The 19,557-nt window shown below is 70.8% G+C and carries 17 protein-coding genes; 5 read left to right on the top strand and 12 right to left on the bottom strand.

All coding sequences use genetic code 11. The annotated features are described in order from the left end of the window. Positions 1 to 46: 46 nt before the first annotated feature. The 3 genes from ABD466_RS01305 to ABD466_RS01295 all read right to left on the bottom strand — a co-directional run bounded on the left by ABD466_RS01305 (position 47) and on the right by ABD466_RS01295 (position 3,040). On the bottom strand, positions 47 to 1,141 hold the full coding sequence (locus ABD466_RS01305) for a hypothetical protein (protein WP_344655009.1): 1,095 nt from the start codon (positions 1,139 to 1,141) through the stop codon (positions 47 to 49). After that, positions 1,131 to 1,682, bottom strand: coding sequence for a SigE family RNA polymerase sigma factor (locus ABD466_RS01300; RefSeq protein ID WP_344655008.1), 552 nt, complete (start codon positions 1,680 to 1,682; stop codon positions 1,131 to 1,133). The genes ABD466_RS01305 and ABD466_RS01300 overlap by 11 nt, the downstream gene beginning before the upstream one ends. Before the next feature lie 86 nt (positions 1,683 to 1,768). Beyond that, the gene (locus ABD466_RS01295) at positions 1,769 to 3,040 is read right to left on the bottom strand and encodes an MFS transporter (RefSeq protein WP_344655007.1); all 1,272 of its coding nucleotides are present in this window, start codon (positions 3,038 to 3,040) and stop codon (positions 1,769 to 1,771) included. Positions 3,041 to 3,258: 218 nt separating this feature from the next. Here ABD466_RS01295 and ABD466_RS01290 point away from each other — a divergent pair, with 218 nt between their 5' ends. Continuing rightward, on the top strand, positions 3,259 to 4,638 hold the full coding sequence (locus tag ABD466_RS01290) for a cell wall-binding repeat-containing protein (protein WP_344655006.1): 1,380 nt from the start codon (positions 3,259 to 3,261) through the stop codon (positions 4,636 to 4,638). A 15-nt stretch (positions 4,639 to 4,653) separates the two neighbouring features. Here the strand turns inward: ABD466_RS01290 and hutI are convergent, their stop codons facing one another. From hutI to hutU, 4 genes are all read right to left on the bottom strand, one after another. Continuing rightward, positions 4,654 to 5,805, bottom strand: a complete 1,152-nt coding sequence (gene hutI, locus ABD466_RS01285) for an imidazolonepropionase (protein WP_344655005.1) — start codon at positions 5,803 to 5,805, stop codon at positions 4,654 to 4,656. Positions 5,806 to 5,818: 13 nt separating this feature from the next. Further along, a complete protein-coding gene (locus ABD466_RS01280) occupies positions 5,819 to 7,162 on the bottom strand; it encodes a formimidoylglutamate deiminase (RefSeq protein ID WP_344655004.1) in 1,344 nt (447 codons plus the stop codon). Next, on the bottom strand, positions 7,159 to 8,352 hold the full coding sequence (locus tag ABD466_RS01275) for an allantoate amidohydrolase (RefSeq protein ID WP_344655160.1): 1,194 nt from the start codon (positions 8,350 to 8,352) through the stop codon (positions 7,159 to 7,161). Before ABD466_RS01275 ends, ABD466_RS01280 begins: the two co-directional genes overlap by 4 nt. A gap of 72 nt (positions 8,353 to 8,424) precedes the next feature. After that, positions 8,425 to 10,119 carry a urocanate hydratase gene (gene hutU / locus ABD466_RS01270; protein ID WP_344655003.1) on the bottom strand — a complete coding sequence of 565 codons (1,695 nt, stop codon included), beginning with the start codon at positions 10,117 to 10,119 and terminating at the stop codon, positions 8,425 to 8,427. Positions 10,120 to 10,269: 150 nt separating this feature from the next. On the opposite strand from hutU, the gene hutH reads away from it, so the two are divergent. Next, positions 10,270 to 11,823 carry a histidine ammonia-lyase gene (gene hutH / locus ABD466_RS01265; protein WP_344655002.1) on the top strand — a complete coding sequence of 518 codons (1,554 nt, stop codon included), beginning with the start codon at positions 10,270 to 10,272 and terminating at the stop codon, positions 11,821 to 11,823. A 218-nt stretch (positions 11,824 to 12,041) separates the two neighbouring features. Then, positions 12,042 to 12,428: a hypothetical protein gene (locus tag ABD466_RS01260; protein WP_344655001.1), complete on the top strand. Its 387-nt coding sequence runs from the start codon at positions 12,042 to 12,044 to the stop codon at positions 12,426 to 12,428. Between the two features lie 64 nt (positions 12,429 to 12,492). Here the strand turns inward: ABD466_RS01260 and ABD466_RS01255 are convergent, their stop codons facing one another. From ABD466_RS01255 to ABD466_RS01245, 3 genes are all read right to left on the bottom strand, one after another. Further along, complete coding sequence (locus tag ABD466_RS01255) at positions 12,493 to 13,767, bottom strand: MFS transporter (protein WP_344655000.1); 1,275 nt, start codon at positions 13,765 to 13,767, stop codon at positions 12,493 to 12,495. A gap of 4 nt (positions 13,768 to 13,771) precedes the next feature. Further along, positions 13,772 to 14,287: an ArsR/SmtB family transcription factor gene (locus ABD466_RS01250; protein ID WP_344654999.1), complete on the bottom strand. Its 516-nt coding sequence runs from the start codon at positions 14,285 to 14,287 to the stop codon at positions 13,772 to 13,774. 115 nt (positions 14,288 to 14,402) lie between these two features. Then, positions 14,403 to 15,344, bottom strand: coding sequence for a MurR/RpiR family transcriptional regulator (locus tag ABD466_RS01245; RefSeq protein ID WP_425558502.1), 942 nt, complete (start codon positions 15,342 to 15,344; stop codon positions 14,403 to 14,405). Positions 15,345 to 15,470: 126 nt separating this feature from the next. Here ABD466_RS01245 and ABD466_RS01240 point away from each other — a divergent pair, with 126 nt between their 5' ends. Both ABD466_RS01240 and ABD466_RS01235 read left to right on the top strand, forming a co-directional pair. Further along, positions 15,471 to 17,699 carry a (Fe-S)-binding protein gene (locus ABD466_RS01240; RefSeq protein WP_344654997.1) on the top strand — a complete coding sequence of 743 codons (2,229 nt, stop codon included), beginning with the start codon at positions 15,471 to 15,473 and terminating at the stop codon, positions 17,697 to 17,699. Positions 17,700 to 17,811: 112 nt separating this feature from the next. Continuing rightward, complete coding sequence (locus ABD466_RS01235; RefSeq protein ID WP_344654996.1) at positions 17,812 to 18,825, top strand: head GIN domain-containing protein; 1,014 nt, start codon at positions 17,812 to 17,814, stop codon at positions 18,823 to 18,825. A 71-nt stretch (positions 18,826 to 18,896) separates the two neighbouring features. On the opposite strand, the gene ABD466_RS01230 is transcribed toward ABD466_RS01235, so the two are convergent. After that, a complete protein-coding gene (locus tag ABD466_RS01230) occupies positions 18,897 to 19,022 on the bottom strand; it encodes a hypothetical protein (RefSeq protein WP_344654995.1) in 126 nt (41 codons plus the stop codon). Between the two features lie 24 nt (positions 19,023 to 19,046). Further along, positions 19,047 to 19,250, bottom strand: a complete 204-nt coding sequence (locus ABD466_RS01225) for a hypothetical protein (protein ID WP_344654994.1) — start codon at positions 19,248 to 19,250, stop codon at positions 19,047 to 19,049. Positions 19,251 to 19,557: the final 307 nt, after the last annotated feature.

The raw sequence follows: 19,557 nt of genomic DNA, 5'->3' as shown, positions 1-19,557 counted from the left end.
CCGCCGGCTCACTTGGATTGAGCCGGCGCCCGCCGTGTCGGAGTGCTCAGTGCAGAGGATCGGCCGGCAGCTTGGCGTGATACTTCACGAAGCTGTCCAGGTAGGTGTGGAAGGCCGTCGACTCGAGGAGCTGCAGCCACTGGGCGTCGGTCAGCGCGGGGGTCGCGGGCGGCCAGTTCCCGGGGGCCAGCTTCCCGGTCCAGCGGTTGATCCACTTGCCGCGGTTCGGATCGCCGGCGCCGCCGTCGGCCGCGTAGGCGCCGACCGTGTACCAGCCGGTGGAGTCCTTGCCGTTGAAGGTCACCCTGACGAAGTTCCCGTGGCCGTCGGTCAGGATCGCCGTCTTGTCGACGGTGTCCATGGGTGCTGTCTTCGAGGTGAGCGCGCCGTGCCAGCCCCCGCTTCCGGCGATGGGCGTGCAATCGGCGGTGACGGTGTCGCAGTCGGCGGGAGAGGCGTCGCCCGCCGCGGGTTTGAAGACATACACCCCGAAGCTCTCACGTCCGGCCGGCGTGACGATCGTGCCGCCACCGGTTTGGTAGACGTTGGCCGGATCGTCCGGGTGGGTGCTCAGATACAACTGCTCGGTACCGGTGTCCCGCATCAGATCCGGCGCCGAGTCCTTGGCCCGGTCCTGTTTGACCTTGCTCTGGTCCACCCGGGGATCGAGTTCCAGGACGCCGAAGTAGGCCGGGGTGATCGTGGCGTCGGGGAACACCGCCGCGAACGCGCTCAGCAGAGCCCGGCAATCCGCCTGTTCGGCGGCCGGGTCCTCGGAGAGCGTCCCGGAGGGCGCGGTCATGCCGTCGGAGTACATCCGCGCCCACCGCTCGTGCGCGCAGCGGGACAGGTCCACAGCCGGCTTCTTGATGACCGGAGCCGTGGTCTCGCTGGGCTTGCCGGTCGTGGAGGTGGCCGGCCGGGTCGTGCCGGATCCGGACCTCGGCAGCAGCGTCGCCGTCCCGACGGTCACCGCCAGGACGGCCAGAGCCGCCCCGGCCGCCTGGTACCGGCGGGTCCGCACGCCGCGGTCGTAGCCGGCCAGCACCGCGGGCACCACGTTCGCGTCGAGGTCGACGTCGTCCAGCGCGCCGCCGAGGAGCCGGTGCATCCTCTCGTTCTCGGAGTGCTCAGTTTCCATGCTTGTTCTCCATGGGCTCGGATTCGATGGTGTCGAAACCGTCGCCGAGCAGTTCGCGCAGCTTGGCCAGGGCGCGCGACGACTGGCTCTTGACGTTCCCGGTGGAGCACCCGAGGGCGGCGGCCGTCGCCTCCACGCTCAGGTCCTCCCAGTACCGCAGCACGACCACCGCCCGCGCCTTCGGCGGCAGCCGGTCCAGCGCCGCGAGCAGCGTCAGCCGCAGCTCGGTGGTGTGGTCCGCCGCACGCGCCGGCGCGGTATCCCACGCCTTGTCCCACAACGCTTTGCGTTCCCGGTCCGCCTTGCGCTGAGCGGACAGGAAGGCGTTGATCAAGACGCGGTGCGCGTAGGAGTCGACCTCGTCGGCGCGGCGCACCCGGTGCCAGGCCCTGCACAGGTTGAGCAGTGCGGTCTGGGTGAGATCCTGTGCGGTCTGTTTCTCGCCGCACAGCAGATACGCCGTGCGCATCAGATGTCGTTGCCGGACTTGGGCGAACTCGGTGAAGTCCGCCAGCTCTTCCGGACTGAGCCTGCTGATCACCGGACCCCGTCCTTCTCAGTGGTTCGCTGTCGATTCGTGACAGCCGCTAAAGAGTGGCGGGGCGGGCCGGAGGTTGCACGCGTCTTTCAATCACGCGGAAGCATCACGAAGGCGTAGGCCGCGGCGGCGATGAACAGCAGGCCGGTGACGGTGAACATGGTGTCGATGGGGCCCATGTGCACACCGCCCACCTCGGCGTGGAAGTTCAGCATCACGGTACTGATGAGCCAGCCGATCAGCACCGTCGAGCCGAGCTGGACCACACTGTTGACCGGCATGAACACCGAGATCACCCGGCCCAGCATCTCCCGCGGCGTCACCCTGATCAGGAGCGGTTCCAATGCGGTGTTGACCATGGCGATCGGCAGGGTGGCCACGAAGATGATCGGGAGCGCGGCCCAGATCGAGGACTGCCGGGCATAGCACATGATGAGGACGCCGGCCGACCCGACGGTCGCCCACACCGCGGTCACGGTGCCGATCCGCGCGACCACCCGGGACGAGAGCAGGCCGCCGACGATGGCCCCGGCGCCGGCCGCCAGGCCCAGAAGTCCATAGAGCTTGGGGGCGGCGTGCAGGTTCCGGGTGATGAAGAAGACGTCGAGGGTGCTCATGGCCTGTGCCCCGAAGTTGGCTATACAGGCCGCCACCAGCAGGACCACCAGCACCCGGGTCTTGGCGAAGAACGCGAGGCCGGCCCGGAACTCGGCCCAGAAGTCCGGCTTGGGCGCCTGGCCCGAGGCCGTCGTGTTGTCGGGTATCCGTACGGAGCGCACCGCCAGGTACGACACCAGGTAGGACAGGGCGTTGACGACCAGCGCCCACTGCACCCCGCCGGCGAACAGCAGGGGCGCGGCCAACGGCGGTCCGATCATCGCCGCGAGGGCCTCGGTGGACTGCGTGATGCCGGACGCGCGCACGATCTCCTCATCGCCGTGGACGACCTCGGGGATCACCGCCATCCGCGACGGCCCGAAGAACGTCCCGGCCGCGCCGACGGCGAACACGACCAGGTAGATGACCCCGAGCCAGACGCCGACCGGCAGGTCGTGGGCGGGGACGAAGGCCAGCGCGGCCAGGCCGCCGACCAGCACGCCCCGGATCGCGTCCATCCGCAGCATCGTCCGCTTGCGGTTCCACCGGTCCGCGAACACCCCGGCGGCCGGCGCGATCGCGATCGTGGCGGTCAGCGCCGCGATCAGGACGCCGGACACCGCGATCGGGGCCCAGTTCCGGCCGTTTCCCAGCTTTGCCGCGATCCAGAGCACCAGCGTCGTGTCGAAGACGTAGTCCCCGACCCGCGACACCGCCTGCCCCCACCAGAGCCGCGTGAAATCCCGGTTGATGACGGTCCTCATCGAGCCTCCCCCGTGTGTGTCCTCCCTGCTTACCGCACATCTGTGCAGTCCGGTCCTCATGCGATCGTGTGATTCCGTCTACGTCATGAGGGCTTTGATAGCAGATCCTTGCCATAGCAAGCTGACTCCCCGTTAGTGTGCCAACCCGTCAGTTGTCTTCCAATCACTGGATGTCTGAGACATCGGGGGCTATTCGGATGAGACGCAGAACACCTTCCTTGCTCACAGCCGTGGCGCTGGTCTCGGGAGCGGCAGCGGGGGCGCTGGCGTCGGCGCCCGCGCACGCCTCGGGGATCGCCGGACCCTGCGACAGCACCCACCGTGAGACCCAGGCCGACCTGAGCTTCTCGCCGGCCGCCGGGGTGGCGCCGGTGGACGCCACCATCAGCCTGGCCGGCAACACGATCGACTCCGCGCACGGCTGCACCGCCGTCCTCGACTTCGGGGACGGCCAGCACGTGAACCTGACGAACAACAACAACGTCACGCACCTCTACCAGAAGCCCGGCGACTATCGGGTGACGCTCACCATGCACTGGCCGGGCTTCACACCGGCCATCGAGAGCGGCCACTTCCTGGCCGAGGGCGCGGCCGGGAAGGCCTCGGTCGGCCGGATCTCCGGCGCGAACCGGCTGGACACCGCTGTGCAGATCTCGCAGCACCAGTGGCTGAAGACCGACCCCAACAACTCCTGGGGGCAGGCGCAGAGCGCCGTCATCGCCACGTCGACGAACTTCCCGGACGCGCTGGCCGGCGTGCCGCTGGCCGCCTACAAGCAGGGCCCGCTGCTGTTGACCGACCCCGGCGCCGGGCTGTACGGGCCGGCGAACGACGAGATCAACCGCATCGTGCCGAAGGGCCACACCATCTACATCCTCGGCGGGGCCGCCGTGGTGTCGCCGGCGGTGGACGCGCAGCTGCTGAAGGAGGGCTACAAGGTCCAGCGGTTCGCCGGCAAGGACCGCTTCGACACGGCGCTGCAGATCGCCAAGGTCGGCATGGGCGACCCGAAGACCGTGGTGGTGGCCACCGGCCGCCTGTTCCCGGACGCGCTGTCCGCCGGTCCGCTGGCGGCCGGGCCGCGCGCCGTCGAGGAGGCGGGCCAGGATCCGCGGCCGGCAGCGATCATCCTCACCGACGGCGACCACTTCTACGACCCGAACAGCGCCGGGTACGTGAAGAGCAAGCTGGGCACCGCGGACTGCCAGGCGGTCACCGCGGTCGGCGGCGCGGCGGTGCACGCGGTCGACGTGCTCGCCGGCTCACAGTGCCACAACACCCTGTCCGGCCAGGACCGCTGGGAGACCTCCTCCAAGATCATGGAGCAGTTCCCCCGCGGCTACCTGATCGGCGTGGCCAGCGGCACCAACTTCGCCGACGCACTGGCCGGCGGCGCGTTCGTGGCCAACCTGCAGCAGCCGCTGCTGCTCACCGACCCGAACAGCCTGCCGGACGCCATCGGCGAGTGGTTCAACGGGACGTACTCGCAGGACGGCGTCGCGGACATCGACGTGTTCGGCGGCCCGAAGGCGGTCAGCGACCACGTCGGCGGCCAGATCATGGACGCCGCGCACACCGGGCACTACACCACGCCGTAGCGGCCGCGCGGGCCCTCAGATCACGGGCGTCCCGTTCTTCCACACCCTGTGGACGAGCGGGACGCCCGGCCGGTAGGCGAGGTGGAGGAAGCTGGGGGCGTCCAGGACGGAGAAGTCCGCGCGAGCACCGACCCCCAGGTGGCCGACGTCCACGCGTCGCAGGGCCTTGGCACCGCCGACCGTCGCCGCCCACAGTGCCTCGGCCGGCGACATCCGCATCTCGCGCACGGCCAGGGCGATGCAGAACGGCATCGAGTTCGTGTAGCAGGACCCCGGATTGCAGTCGGTGGCGATCGCGACGGTGGCCCCGGCCTCGATGAGCCGGCGCGCGTCCGGGTACGGCGAGCGGGTCGAGAACTCGACGCCGGGCAGCAGCGTCGCCACCGTGGACGAGCCGGCGAGGGCGTCGACGTCCTCGTCGTCGAGGAACGTGCAGTGGTCGGCCGAAGCCGCCCCGAACTCGACCGCGAGCCGCACGCCGGGCCCGTTGCCGAGCTGGTTGGCGTGCAGCCGGAGGTCCAGGCCCCTGGCCCGGGCCGCGGTGAGGATCTCCCGGGTCTGCTCCTCGTCGAACGCGCCGCGCTCGCAGAACACGTCGGCGTAGTCCGCGTACGGGGCACAGGCGTCGAGCATCTCGCCCTTGACCAGGTCGACGTAGGAATCGGGCCGGTCCTTGTACTCCGCGGGGACGACGTGCGCGCCGAGGTAGGTGACGGCCTCGACCTGCTCCCGCGCCAGCCGCAGCGCCCGCGCCTCGTCCTCGACGGTGAGGCCGTAGCCGGACTTGCACTCGACGGTCGTCGTGCCCTGACGCAGCATCTCGTCGGTCAGCCGCCGGAGGTTGGCGCGCAGGGTGTCGTCATCGGCGGCGCGGGTCGCGGCGACGGTCGTCCGGATGCCGCCGGCGCTGTAGGGCGTCCCGGTCATCCGGGCGGAGAACTCCTGCGCCCGGTCGCCCGCGAACACCAGGTGCGCGTGGCTGTCGACGAACCCGGGGATCACGGCGCGGCCGTCGACGGTGATGCGCTCGTCGGCGACCGGGGCCTGCGCCGCCGGGCCGGTCCACGCGATGTGTCCGTCCTCGATCACGAGGGCCGCGTCGGCCAGGGTGCCGGGTTCGGCGTGGGTGACGAGCTCGGCGATGCCGGTGATGAGGGTGGTGGTCACGCTGTCCGCTTCCTCACTTGAAGATCGCCCCGATCGCGGCCGCCAGCTTCCCCGGCACGTCCTCGACCAGCTCGTGCCGATGATCGCGCACCGTGAAGCGGCCGCCGACCACGACATGCCGGACGTCGGCGGCGGTGGCGGCGAAGACCACTGATTCGGCGGCGTGCGCGGGCTGGACGCCGGCCAGGCGGACGGTGTCCAGGGCGATGGTGGTGAAGTCCGCCGAGGCGCCCACCTCCAGACGGCCCGCGTCCGGCCGGCCGAGGGCGGCGTGGCCCGCGTCGGTGGCGGCGTGCAGGAGCTCGGCGGCGTGCCAGTGGCCGCGGCGTTCGGTGTGCAGGCGTTCGTCCAGCTCCACGGCGCGGGCCTCCTCGAACAGGTCGATCACGGCGTGCGAGTCGGAGCCGAGGTTGATCGGCGAGCCGGCCAGGTGCACCGCGCGCGCCGGGCCGATGCCGTCGGCCAGGTCGCGTTCGGTGGTGGGGCACATGCAGACCGCGGTGGCGGAGGTGCCGAGCAGGTCGATGTCCATCTGCGACAGGTGGGTGGCGTGGACGGCCGTGGTGCGGGGGCCGAGGGCGCCGTGGTCGTGCAGCAGCTGGGTCGGGGTCTTGTGGTGGCGGGCCAGGCAGGCGTCGTTCTCGGCGCGCTGTTCGGACAGGTGGACGTGCAGCGGCAGCTCGTGCCCGGCGGCGAACGCCACCACCGGCGGCAGCTGGTCCACCGGGACCGCGCGCACGCTGTGCACGGCGGCGCCGACCCGCACCGTCTCCGAGCCCGCGTACGCCTTGCGCAGCGCCTCGACCCGCTCGGCCCAGCGGTCCGCGTCGCCGTCGGAGAAGCGGCGCTGCACGTCGTTCAGCTCGGAGTCGAAGCCGCCGGACAGATAGCAGGTGTCCAGCAGCGTGATCCGGATCCCGGCCGCCGCCGCGGCCTCGGCCAGCGCGTGGCCCATCGCGTTCGGGTCCTGGTACAGCCCGCCCTTCGGCGAGTGGTGCAGGTAGTGGAACTCCCCCACCGCGGTGACGCCGGCCAGCGCCATCTCGGCGAACACCGCGGTGGCCAGCTCCCGGTACGAGTCCGGGTCCAGGTGCGCCGCCGCCGCGTACATCCGCTCCCGCCAGGTCCAGAACGTGCCCTGCTCGACCTGGGTGCGGCCGCGCAGCGCGCGGTGGAAGGCGTGGGAGTGCACGTTCGCCAGGCCCGGCACCGTGAACCCGGCCAGGTGCACGGCCTCCTGCGGCGGGTTCTTCACCCCGCAGGTCACCGCCGTGACCCGCCCGCCGGCGGTCTCGACCAGGACCTTGCTCTTGACCTCGCCCTGGATCCAAGCGAGGTCGCACCAGAACTTCGTCACTGAGCCAGCTCCTGCAACACGTCGGCGAGTGCGGTCACCCCGGCCAGGCAGTCGCGGTGCTCCGCGTGCTCGCCGGGCGCGTGCGACACGCCGCTGGGGTTGCGGACGTACAGCATCGCGGTCGGAACGGCCGCCGCCAGGATCCCGGCGTCGTGCCCCGCGCCGGTCGGCAGGACCGGTACGGCTCCGAAGCTTTGACGGAGACGGCCCGCCAAAAGGTTCCGCAGAACGTCGTCGAATTCCACGATCGGGGTGTGCGACTCGCGCTCGGCGGCCACCGCGGTGCCGTCCCGGCCGGCCCGTTCGTCCGCGGCCTTGATGATCTCCTCGGTCACGGCCGCCAGGATTTCATCCGCGGGGGCCCGGACGTCGAGCCAGGCGCGCACTCGCGAAGGGATGGCGTTCGTGCCGTTCGGCTCGACCACCAGCCGCCCGAACGTGGCCACCGCGCCGCCCAGCTTCGCCTTCTTGCGCGCGGCCAGCACGGTGTTGGCGTACGTCAGCATCGGGTCGCGCCGGTCCTCCAGCCGGGTGGTCCCGGCGTGGTTGGCCTCGCCGGAGAAGTCGAACCGCCAGCGGCTGTGCGGCCAGATCGCCGAGGCCACCGCCACCGGCGACTCGGTGAACGCCAGCGCCTTGCCCTGTTCCACGTGCAGCTCGACGTAGGCGGCGATGCCCTCCAGCCGCTCGTCGTCGCGGCCGAGCGTGCCCGGGTCCCGGCCCGCGCGCTCCATGGCGTCGGCCATCGTCACGCCGTCCAGGTCCCGCAGCCCGCGCGCCTTGTCCGGGTCCAGCGCGCCGGTCAGCAGCCGCGATCCGGCGCACGCGATCCCGAACCGCGCCCCCTCCTCGTCGGAGAAGCACGCGACCGCGAACGGCTTGCCCGGCGTGAAGCCCCGGGCCCGCAGCACGTCGATCGCCGCGAAGGACGAGACCACGCCCAGCGGCCCGTCGTACGCGCCGCCGTCGGGTACCGAGTCCAGGTGCGAACCGGTGACGACGGCGCCGGGGCCCTTCGGCCCCCACCACGCCCACAGGTTGCCGTTCCGGTCGGTCTCCACGTCCAGGCCGCGGGCGGCGGCCTCGGCGCGGAACCACTCCCGGCACGCCAGATCCGCGGCGTTCCAGGCGAAACGGCGGTAGCCGCCGGTGTCGGAGTCGAGGCCGAGGGGCAGAAGCGAGCGCCACATCTCCGTGTAGCCGCTCGCCTCCGCTTCGTCCACAGCCCTGTGGATGCTTTCGAGCAAGGACACGATGCTGTGCTATTCCTTTTCCGCCGGGTCCGCGGGGCTTCCGCCTTCTCGCATCGGGATCCGCACGCCGCGCTCGGCGGCGACCTCGTCGGCGCGGTCGTAGCCGGCGTCCACGTGCCGGATCACGCCCATGCCCGGGTCGTTCGTCAGCACCCTGCGGACCTTCTCGCCGGCCAGCTTCGTGCCGTCGGCCACGGTCACCTGGCCGGCGTGGATCGAGCGCCCCATGCCGACGCCGCCGCCGTGGTGGATCGACACCCACGACGCGCCGGAGGCCACGTTCACCATCGCGTTCAGCAGCGGCCAGTCCGCGATCGCGTCCGAGCCGTCGGCCATCGCCTCGGTCTCCCGGTACGGCGAGGCCACCGAGCCGCAGTCCAGGTGGTCGCGGCCGATCACGATCGGCGCGGCCAGCGTGCCGTCCGCCACCATCTCGTTGAACCGCTCGCCGGCCAGGTGCCGCTCGCCGTAGCCGAGCCAGCAGATGCGGGCCGGCAGCCCCTGGAAGTGCACGCGCTCGCCGGCCATCTTGATCCAGCGGGCCAGCGACTCGTTCTCCGGGAACAGGTCCAGGATCGCCTTGTCGGTCTTGGCGATGTCGCTCGCCTCGCCGGACAGCGCCGCCCAGCGGAACGGGCCCTTGCCCTCGCAGAACAGCGGCCGGATGTAGGCCGGGACGAAACCCGGGAAGTCGAAGGCCCGCGCGTAGCCGGCCAGCTGCGCCTCGCCGCGGATCGAGTTGCCGTAGTCGAAGACCTCGGCGCCCTTGTCCTGGAAGCCGACCATCGCCTCGACGTGCTTGGCCATCGACTCCCGCGCGCGCTGCGTGAACTCGGCCGGCTTGTCCTGGGCGTACTGCTTCATGTCGTGGAAGTCCACGCCGATCGGCAGGTAAGCCAGCGGGTCGTGGGCCGAGGTCTGGTCGGTCACGACGTCGATCGGCGCGTCCATCGCCAGCAGCTGCGGGACCAGCTCGGCGGCGTTGCCCAGCACGCCGACGGACAGCGGCTCACGCTTGTCCCGAGCGGCGACCGCGAGCTGGAGCGCGTGGTCCAGCGAGGTCGCCTTCACGTCCAGGTAGCGGTGCTCGACACGGCGGTCGATCGAGCGCTCGTCGCAGTCGACGCAGATCGCCACGCCGCCGTTCATGGTGACGGCCAGCGGCTGCGCGCCGCCCATGCCGCCCAGGCCCGCGGTCAGGGTGATGGTCCCGGCCAAGGTGCCGTCGAACGTCTTCGCGGCGACGGCGGCGAACGTCTCGTAGGTGCCCTGCAGGATGCCCTGGGTCCCGATGTAGATCCACGAACCGGCGGTCATCTGCCCGTACATGGTCAGGCCGAGGTGCTCCAGGCGCCGGAACTCCTCCCAGTTCGCCCAGTCGCCGACCAGGTTGGAGTTGGCCAGCAGCACGCGCGGCGCCCACTCGTGGGTCTGCATGACGCCGACCGGCTTGCCGGACTGCACCAGCATCGTCTCGTCGTTCTTCAGCGTCTGGAGCGTGCGCACCATCGCGTCGAACGACGGCCAGTTACGGGCCGCCTTCCCGGTGCCGCCGTAGACGACGAGCTCGTCCGGGTGCTCGGCGACCTCCGGATCGAGGTTGTTCATCAGCATCCGCAACGCGGCTTCCTGCTGCCAGCCCTGGGCGGAAATGCTGGTCCCACGGGCGGCGCGCACCGGGCGCGGACCACTGGTCGCGGTCATAGCTGGTCCCCTCTCATTCATCCGGACGATCGACCGTATGATCTCATTCATTCAGACGGAGTCGGAACCCCACAAGTGACCGCGGACCCGGATGCCCCAAAGGCGGCGGAGTCGGAACCCCACAGCGTCAATCAAGGGAGCAGGGTGTCAATGAGCCAGACCGTGGTGATCGGTGAGGCGGATCTCACTTTCGGCGACGTGGTCGCCGTGGCCCGGGAGGGCGCGCGCGTCGAGCTGTCCCAGACCGCCCTGAAGGCCCTGGCCGAGGGCCGGGCCCTGGTGGACCGGCTGGCCGCGGCCCCGACCCCGGCCTACGGCATCTCCACCGGCTTCGGGGCCCTGGCCACCCGGCACATCGACCCCGAGCTGCGGGCCCAGCTGCAGCGCTCCCTGATCCGGTCGCACGCCGCCGGGATGGGCCCGCTGGTCGAGCCCGAGGTGATCCGCGCGCTCACCCTGATGCGGCTGAAGACTCTGGCCACCGGCCACACCGGCGTCCGCCCGGTGGTCGCCGAGACCATGGCCGCCCTGCTCAACGCCGGGATCGTGCCCGCGGTGCGGGAGTTCGGGTCGCTGGGCTGCTCCGGGGACCTGGCACCGCTCTCGCACGTGGCGCTCGTGCTCATGGGCGAGGGCGAGGTCGTGGGGCCGGACGGCGTCACCGCGATCCCGGCCGGCCCGGTCCTGGCCCAGCACGGCATCGCCGCGGTGGAGCTGGCGCCCAAGGAGGGCCTGGCGCTGATCAACGGCACCGACGGCATGCTCGGCATGCTGATCCTGGCCCTGCGCGACCTGTCCGACCTGGTCAAGGCCGCCGACATCGCGGCCGCCATGTCTGTCGAGGCGCTGCTCGGCACCGACAAGGTGTTCCGCCCCGAACTGCACGCCATCCGCCCGCACCCGGGCCAGGCCGCCTCGGCCGCCAACCTGCTCTCCGTGCTGCACGGTTCGCCGATCATGGAGTCGCACCGCGAGCCCAACGAGTGCACCCGCGTCCAGGACGCCTACTCGCTGCGCTGCGCCCCGCAGGTCTCCGGCGCCGTCCGCGACACCATGGCGCACGCCGCGACCGTCGCGGAGCGCGAACTGGCCGCGATCGTCGACAACCCGGTGGTGCTGCTCGCCGACGGCCGCGTGGAGTCCAACGGCAACTTCCACGGCGCCCCGGTCGCCATGGTCCTGGACTTCCTCGCCATCGCCGCCGCCGACCTCGGCTCCATCGCCGAGCGCCGCACCGACCGGATGCTCGACGTCGCCCGGTCGCACGGCCTGCCGCCGTTCCTGGCCGACGACCCCGGCGTCGACAGCGGCCTGATGATCGCCCAGTACACGCAGGCCGCGCTGGTCAGCGAGAACAAGCGGCTGGCGGTCCCGGCGTCCGTCGACTCCATCCCCTCCTCGGCGATGCAGGAGGACCACGTCTCCATGGGCTGGTCCGCCGCCCGCAAGCTCCGCACCGCCGTGGACAACCTGCGGCGGATCATCGCCGTCGAGCTGGTCACCGCCGCCCGCGCCCTGGACCTGCGCGCCCCGCTGGCGCCGGCCGAGGGCACCGGCGCGGCCGTGCGCGCCCTGCGCGACGCGGGCGTCGGCGGTCCCGGCCCGGACCGCTTCCTGTCGCCGGAACTGCGCGCCGCCGAGGACGCGCTGCGGTCCGGCGCGGTCGTCGCGGCCGTCGAGGCCGCTGTGGGGCCGCTCAACTGAGGCGTATCCCCGCCTCCCACAGGCCGGTGCGCGTCACTGGGTGCGAACCCCGGTGGCGCGCACCGCTGTCTTCCGGTCGACGAGCACACCTCGTGCGGCGTTTCAGGGTGGGGCTGGCACCACCGCTGTCCGGGGGCGGCCGTCATGGCGGAGGAGGTCTCGCCCGATGGATCATGGTCCTCATGCGGCTGAGATTCTCTATATGGGCCAGGGGTTTGATGGCTTCGCAGGCGGCGCGCCACAAGATGGCGATCGGCTTCGTCGGCGCGGCGATCGTGCTCGTGGGGTGGATGGTGTTCCTGGCCCAGTCGCTGCACGGGAAGGCGGTGGTGAGCCACTGGTCCACGGTGTGGCTAGGCCTGGACACCATGGAGGCTCTGGCGCTGGCGGCCCTCGGCGTGCTGCTGGTGCGTCACGACCACCGGGCCCGGACCGCGGCGACCGTGGCCGCGACGTTGTTCGGGATGGACGCGTGGTTCGACGTGATGTTGTCCAACGGGAGCGACTTCGCGGTGGCGCTGTCGTTGGCGGCGGTGTTCGAGATACCGCTGGCCGGGGCTTGTGCGGCGATCGCGAGGCAGACGGCGCGATGGTACGACGTGTGAGGGTGGGGCGGGACCCTCACTGTCAGGCCACTGCGATGCGATCCCGGACCTCTGCGACGGGCCCTCAGGCCGCCACGGTCTCGGCCGGTGTCTCCAGCGCCGCCGCCGCGTCTTCCAGCTCCCGCCGAGCGGCGGCCTCGGCCAGCGCCGCCTCGATCCGCGCGTTGTTCGTCAGGCGCGCGACGACGGCCGTCATCGTGGCGAGGATGCAGCCGCCGACGATGAACGGCGTGCGCAGGCCGTAGACGTGGGCCAGCCAGCCGCCGAACACCGCGCCGAGCGGGCCGGTGCCCAGGGCTATCAGGCGGCCGGTGGCCCCGACCCGTCCCATCAGCTCGTCCGGCACGATCGCCTGGCGCACCGCCGGGCCCAGGCCCATGGTGACGCCGATGCCCACCCCGAGCGCGAGTTCGCCGCCGCCGGCCACCCAGGCGTTCGGCGCCAGGCCGATGGTGAGGAGCGATAGGGTCTCCAGACCCGCGGTCAAGGTGAGGGCGGTGCCGGTGCCGACCTTCGCCGCCGCCTTCGACGAGATCGACGCGCCGATGAGGGCGCCGATCGCGTCGGCGGTGAGATAGACGCCGTAGGCGGTGGTGCCGAGGTGCAGCGTCTCCTTCACGAACAACACCAGGACGGCGTTGCCGGCCATGAAGGCGAAGTTGCCGATCGCGGGGCGCAGCGCCAGGCCCATCAGCAGGCGGTGGTGGAACAGGTACGACGCCCCCTCCCGGGCCTCGCGCAGCAGTGAGCCGCGAGGTTTGGCGGGCTTCGGCGGGGTCTTGGGGAGCGTCCAGATCGTCAGGGAACTGGCCAGGAAGGACAGCGCGTCGGCCAGGATCGGCACGGAGCGCCCGAGGCCGAACAGGAGGGATCCGGTCGGCGGGCCCACGAAGCCGCCGAGGGCTTGCTGCGTGCCTTGGAGGCGGGCGTTGGCGCGCTGGAGGACGGCCAGGTCGCGGTCCTCCAGGACTTCCGGGAGGAACGCCACGGACGCCGTGTCGAAGAAGACCTGGCCGATGCCGAGCAGGAACGCGGCCGCGAAGAGCAGGTAGATGTCGGCCGCGCCGGCCGTGACGAGCACGGTGACCAGGAGCAGCAGCGAGAAGCGGCACAGGTCGGCGACCGCCATGGTGCGGCGGCGGTCCCAGCGGTCGACCAGGGCGCCGCCGATCATCCCGAAGCACAGCCAGGGGAGCAGAGCGCAGGCTTCGAGTGCGCCGAGGAGGATCGGGTTGTGGGTGTAGGTCAGCGCCAGGAGGGGGAGCGCTGCGAAGTAGATGCCGTCGCCGAGCGCCGAGGCGGCGGCTGCGGACCATATGCGGTAGAAGCGCTTGGGCATGCGCTCACACGTCCTTCGGTCGGTAGAACGCCACGAACAGGTCGGCGGCGGGCTGAGTCGGGTCGGAGATCTCGTTGAGCTCGGTCAGCAGGGCCTGGACGCGTTCGTTGAACTGCTCCCACGCCTCGGGGCTGAGACGGGCGTGCTTCAGGAACACCGTCTTCTGGTCGCTCGGCGGTGCCGCCTCGATGTCCGCCAACGCGTGGCGCATGAGGACCTCGTGCTGGCCCGTCCCGCTCTCCGGGAGCTCGATGGTCTTGCCGGTCATCGCGTAGTACTGCTCGGTCACACCGCCGACCTTGCGGGTCTCGACGACGTGGACCAGGCCCGCCTTGGCGAGGATCTTCATGTGGTGGTGCGAGCTGCCCTTGGCGATGCCGAGACGCTCCGCGACCTGGGTGACGGTCGCCGGCTTGTCGCGCAGGACGCGGAGGATGCGGTGGCGGGTGTGGCTGGCGATCGCGCGGAGTTGCTCGTCGCTCTGGATGTGGACGCGCTCGGAGTCCTCGGGGGTGGTCACGGATCTATGGTCAAGACTTCTTGACCGATAGTCAAGAGTTCTTGACCATCTGGGGGTGAACCGGCGCGCCGCCGTTCACGGATGCGGGGGATGAAGCCCGGAATGGGTCAGTGCGTCACTTGCTGACGTAGAACCCGCGGGCGTCCGCCAGCGCCTCGTACGCCTCCAGCCGCTCCTGCGTCCGCTCCGGCGCGGCGTCGGCCAGCGCCTGGAGCAGCAGGGCGGCGAACGCCATCGGCGCCGCGTGCGAGTCGAACACCGAGCGCGAGCCCACGCCGACCGGCAGCAGCACGTCCGCCAGGTGCTTGAACGGCACCAGCGGCACGTCGGTCACCACGGCCGTCCTGATCCCCAGCTCGCGGGCCGTTCTCAGGACGACCACCGACTCGGCCGCGTAGCGCGGCAGCACGAACGCGACGAGCCACGTCCCGCCCGCGGCGGACGCCTGCAGCAGCGCCTCGTGCGCCGGCGAGCCCGGGGTGTCGATCACGCGCACGCTCGGGTGGATCCGGGCGGCGCCGTAGGCGAAGTACGACGCGACCGGCCCCGACATCCGGAGGCCCAGGACGGACAGGGGCTCCGAGGCGGCGAGGTCGCCACCCAATCGGGCCAATCGGTCCGGGTCGGCGGCGTACTTGTGGAGCGCCTCCAGGTTCGCCTGGTCGCTCTCCAGCGCGGCGTGCAGTTCGTTGCCCGTGAGACGTTCGCCGTGCAGTCCGGCTTCCGGCACCCGCAGAGCGATGGGCCGGAGGGCGGCGCGCAGCTCCGGGTAGCCCGAGAAGCCCAGGGTGGCGGCGAAGCGGGTCACCGACGGCTGGCTCACGCCGACGCGTTCGGCGAGTTCCATGCTGGAGAGGAACGCGACCTCGGTCAGGTTCTCCAGGAGGTAGTGGGCTATCCGGCGCTGCGCCGGGGACAGGCGGCGGCCGTCCAGCAGGGCCAGGAGCTCATCCGCAGGTGGGAGCGTGGGAGAGCTTCCGGCCACGGGCGATGTAGTAGGAGTCACAGGCTCTGAGGCCGTCACGAGCTTCCCTCCTCCCTGTGAGGCTGCCAACATCACTGAGTGGCGCGCCAGAAGTTACTCGTCAGTAGAATATTCTGGGGCCTCGACTACCGTACCCTCCGTACGGACGGTGATCGGGATGTGTCCGTGGATACGCACGTGTAGGAGGAGACCGAGGTCATGCAGCTCGCAGCCATCGTCGTCTCGCTGGTGATCTCCGTCATCGGCTTCGGTCTGCTGGGCCGGACCGGCGTTTACATCTACCAGTTCGTGAAGCTCGGGCAGTCGACCGTGCCGGGGGCGCGGACGAACGCCCCGCTGGAGCGGACGCGGAACCTGTTCCGGGAGTTCCTGGGGCACACCCGGCTGGCGCGCAAGGGCAAGCGCTGGATCGGGGCCATGCACTGGGTGGTCATGGTCGGGTTCGGGCTGCTGTTCTTCACCCTGGTCACGGCGTACGGGCAGCTGTTCCAGGCGGACTGGGCGCTGCCGCTGATCGGGCACTGGTGGCCGTTCGAGTTCGTGGTCGAGCTGATCACCCTGGTGATGATCTTCTCGATCGGCGGGCTGATCGCGGTCCGGCTGCGCAACCGCCCGGCGGGGCCGGGGTCCAAGGACAAGGGCAAGCGGTCGCGGTTCTTCGGGTCCACGATGTGGCAGGCGTACTTCGTCGAGCTGGTCATCCTCGGGATCGGCTTCTGCATCGTGACGCTGCGGGGCCTGGAGGGCGCGCTCACCGGGGAGACCTCGTACAGCGCGCACTACCCGGTCACCTACCCGCTGATCAAGGCGTTCGACGGGCTGTCGACGTCGACGCTGGAGAACGCGATCTACGCGGTCGCGATGACCAAGATCGTGATCTCCATGGTCTGGGCGATCACCATCGGGCTGAACTCCACGATGAGCGTCGCGTGGCACCGGTTCCTGGCGTTCCCCAACATCTGGTTCAAGAAGAAGGCCGACGGCGGCACGGCGCTGGGCGCGCTGAGCCCGATGGCCTCCGGCGGCGTGCCGATCGACTTCGAGGACCCGGCCGAGGACGCCAGGTTCGGCGTCGGCGCGGTCGAGGACTTCACGTGGAAGGGCCTGCTGGACTTCTCCACCTGCACCGAGTGCGGCCGCTGCCAGGACCAGTGCCCGGCGTGGAACACCGACAAGCCGCTGTCGCCGAAGCTGCTGATGCTGGCGCTGCGCGACCACTCCGCGGCCAAGGCGCCGTACCTGTTCGCCGGGGGCGGCAAGGACCTGGAGGGCACCGAGAAGCTCGCCGAGGAGAAGTGGCTCTCGCTGCCGGACCTGGTGCGGGCCGAGGCCGAGCGGCCGCTGATCGGCACCGCCGAGGACAACGGCGTCATCGACCCGGACATCCTGTGGTCGTGCACCACCTGCGGCGCCTGCGTCGAGCAGTGCCCGGTGGACATCGAGCACGTCGACCACATCGTCGACATGCGCCGGTACCAGGTGATGATCGAGAGCTCGTTCCCGTCCGAGGCCGGGACCATGCTGAAGAACCTGGAGAAGGCGCAGAACCCCTGGGGCATGCAGCCGAAGAAGCGCACCGAGTGGATCTCGGAGCTGGACTTCGAGGTGCCGGTGTTCGGGGAGACGCTGGACGACATCAGCGAGGTCGAGTACCTGTACTGGGTCGGCTGCGCCGGAGCCCTGGAGGACCGGGCGAAGAAGACCACCAAGGCGTTCGCCGAGCTGCTGCACATCGCCGGCGTGAAGTTCGCCGTGCTGGGCGGCATGGAGGCGTGCACCGGCGACCCGGCGCGCCGCCTGGGCAACGAGTTCCTGTTCCAGATGCTGGGGCAGGGCAACGTGGAGATGCTCAACGAGGTCTTCGGCGAGGGCACGCCGGTGGAGAAGAAGAAGATCGTGGCGACCTGCCCGCACTGCTTCAACTCGCTGGCCAACGAGTACCCGCAGCTCGGCGGGCACTACGACGTGGTGCACCACACCCAGCTGCTGGACACGCTGGTGTCCGAGGGCAAGCTGACGCCGGTGACGCCGATCGACCAGAACATCACCTACCACGACCCCTGCTACCTGGGCCGGCACAACAAGGTCTACACGCCGCCGCGGGAGATCATCGCCAAGGTGCCGGGCCTGAAGAACACTGAGATGCACCGCTGCAAGGAGAAGGGCTTCTGCTGCGGCGCCGGCGGCGCGCGGATGTGGATGGAGGAGCGGCTCGGCAAGCGCATCAACGTCGAGCGCGTCGACGAGGCGCTGTCCACCAACCCGGACGTCATCTCCACGGCCTGCCCGTACTGCCTGGTCATGCTCGGCGACTCCATCACCGCGCGCAAGCAGGCGGGGGAAGTCCCCGAATCGATGGAGGTGGTCGACGTGGCGCAGCTGCTGCTGACCTCGGTGCGGCCTGCTCCGGTGGCGGCGAGCTCCTGACTGATCATCCGGTAAAGGGCTGACAAAAAGCCGCGACCGGCCGTCGAGTGGCTGTTCGACGCTGCTAGCCTCGCCTCCGCAGGGTAAGGGGATCGGCGGAGGTGGGGCTGCGGTGTCATTCGACGAGCCGGACGGCTACCGGGACGACCTGGGCACGACGCGCGAGAACGAGCCGCGCTATCCGGCGTCGGCGTCGCCGGCCGCTGATCCGGACGACTACGACCGGGACGACCGCGACGAGGACACGGTGCCGCTGCGCACCCGGACCCGTCCTGCCGTGCCGGACGAGCCGGAGTCGCCGTGGCGCGTGCGCGGCCGGCGGGCATGGCGGTTCACCCGCACCCTGGCCGTCACGCTGCTGGTGCTGGTGGGCCTGGCCGGGATCGGCAACGTGCTGATCCACCACTACCCGCGGACGAGCAAGCACACGTACGCCTACACAGCCGTGCAGCGCCTGCTGATCGCGGTCGACGGCAACGGCGAGATCACGGTGCACGGGTCCGACACCGATCGCGTGACCATCCGGGCCACCGACCGGGCCACCCTGCTGGAGCCGGTGCAGCGCCAGATCATCTCCAGCGGCGGCCAGCTGATCGTCAGTGTGCACTGCCCGAACAGCGACTGCTCCTCCAAGTACGACATCGAGGTGCCGCGGTCGCTGTCGGTGGACGCCCTGATGGACCACGCCAGCGACCAGGCCGACATCACCGCCACCGGCCTGTCCGCGGCGGTGCGGCTGTTCACCGGCCGCGGCAACGTCACCGTGGACCACCTGGCCACCACCGCCGACGTGAGCGTGACGGCCAACGGCCGCGTGCAGGCCACCGACGTCAGCGCGGCCAACCTGGACGTCTTCGCCCCCATCGGCGACAAGATCGACGTGCACGTCACCGGCGACATCCAGACCATCCAGAACATCCGCGTCACGGCCGGCCAGCCCGCCGAGGTCACCCTGAGCGTCCCGGCCGGCGGCTACCGCATCTCCTGCGTCCCGGCCGGCCACTGCAACGGCGCGAGCGGCGACATCACGCAGGACATGAGCAGCCCGGTGCACGAGGACCCGTCGGCCACCCACAACATCCAGGTGAACGTCGTCCAGAACACTGCGAAGATCGACGCGAGCTAGAAGGCCGGACACACGTGGTGCGCCCCTTGCTCCTTTGCGGGGGGCGCACTGCTCTTCCGTTCTCCCGATCGCTATCGCCGCTTCGGGCCCCGGTCGTGGCCCTTGCCCATGACGTTCTTCGCATCCGACAGATACTGCAGAACCCGCCCGATGAGGAACGCGGCGTACACGGCGCCGAAGATCAGCAGCACTTCCATGACGATGACCGCCTCCGTCCGCGCTCAGGCCGCCAGATCGAGGCCCTGGTCCGGCCCGAACGGCGGCGGCGACCACGGGCACTGCGGGCAGCGCGTCGGCCAGCACTTGGCGCACTCGCCGAGCCCGGCGGCCGCACCGTCGGGCGCGTGCCCGGAGCGCCCGGACAGGTAGCGCTCCCAACTCGCCTGCTGCGCCCGCTCCTGGTCGGCGACCCAGGGCTGCACCATGCCCGCCCCGAAACAGAGCGTGCAGGTCAGCCGGGCGGCGCCGATCCGCCCGCGGTCGCACCGCGGGCACGTCTCAAGGCCTTGTGATTGGTCGGGGGGTGTCGGGGTATGTGACTCCACGAGGCTGCTTCCGTTCTCTTCGCTGAGTGATTCCGGTGGGGGCCTTTCTGCCGGGTCGGCGTCGCACTACGTCGATCCGGCCTTCTCGTTGCTCCGGGCGGGTGGTTCTGGTCGCAGAACCCTGTCGCGCACCCTTTTCCTAGTTGTAAGATGCTCCGCATTCGGCGTCGTGTCAATTGACAGGCGC

Origin of the sequence: Catenulispora subtropica (assembly GCF_039531675.1) — a bacterium.
Lineage (GTDB): Bacteria > Actinomycetota > Actinomycetes > Streptomycetales > Catenulisporaceae > Catenulispora > Catenulispora subtropica.
Note: the sequence above shows the minus strand (reverse complement) of the source record. Positions and strands in the feature narration are given on the sequence as shown.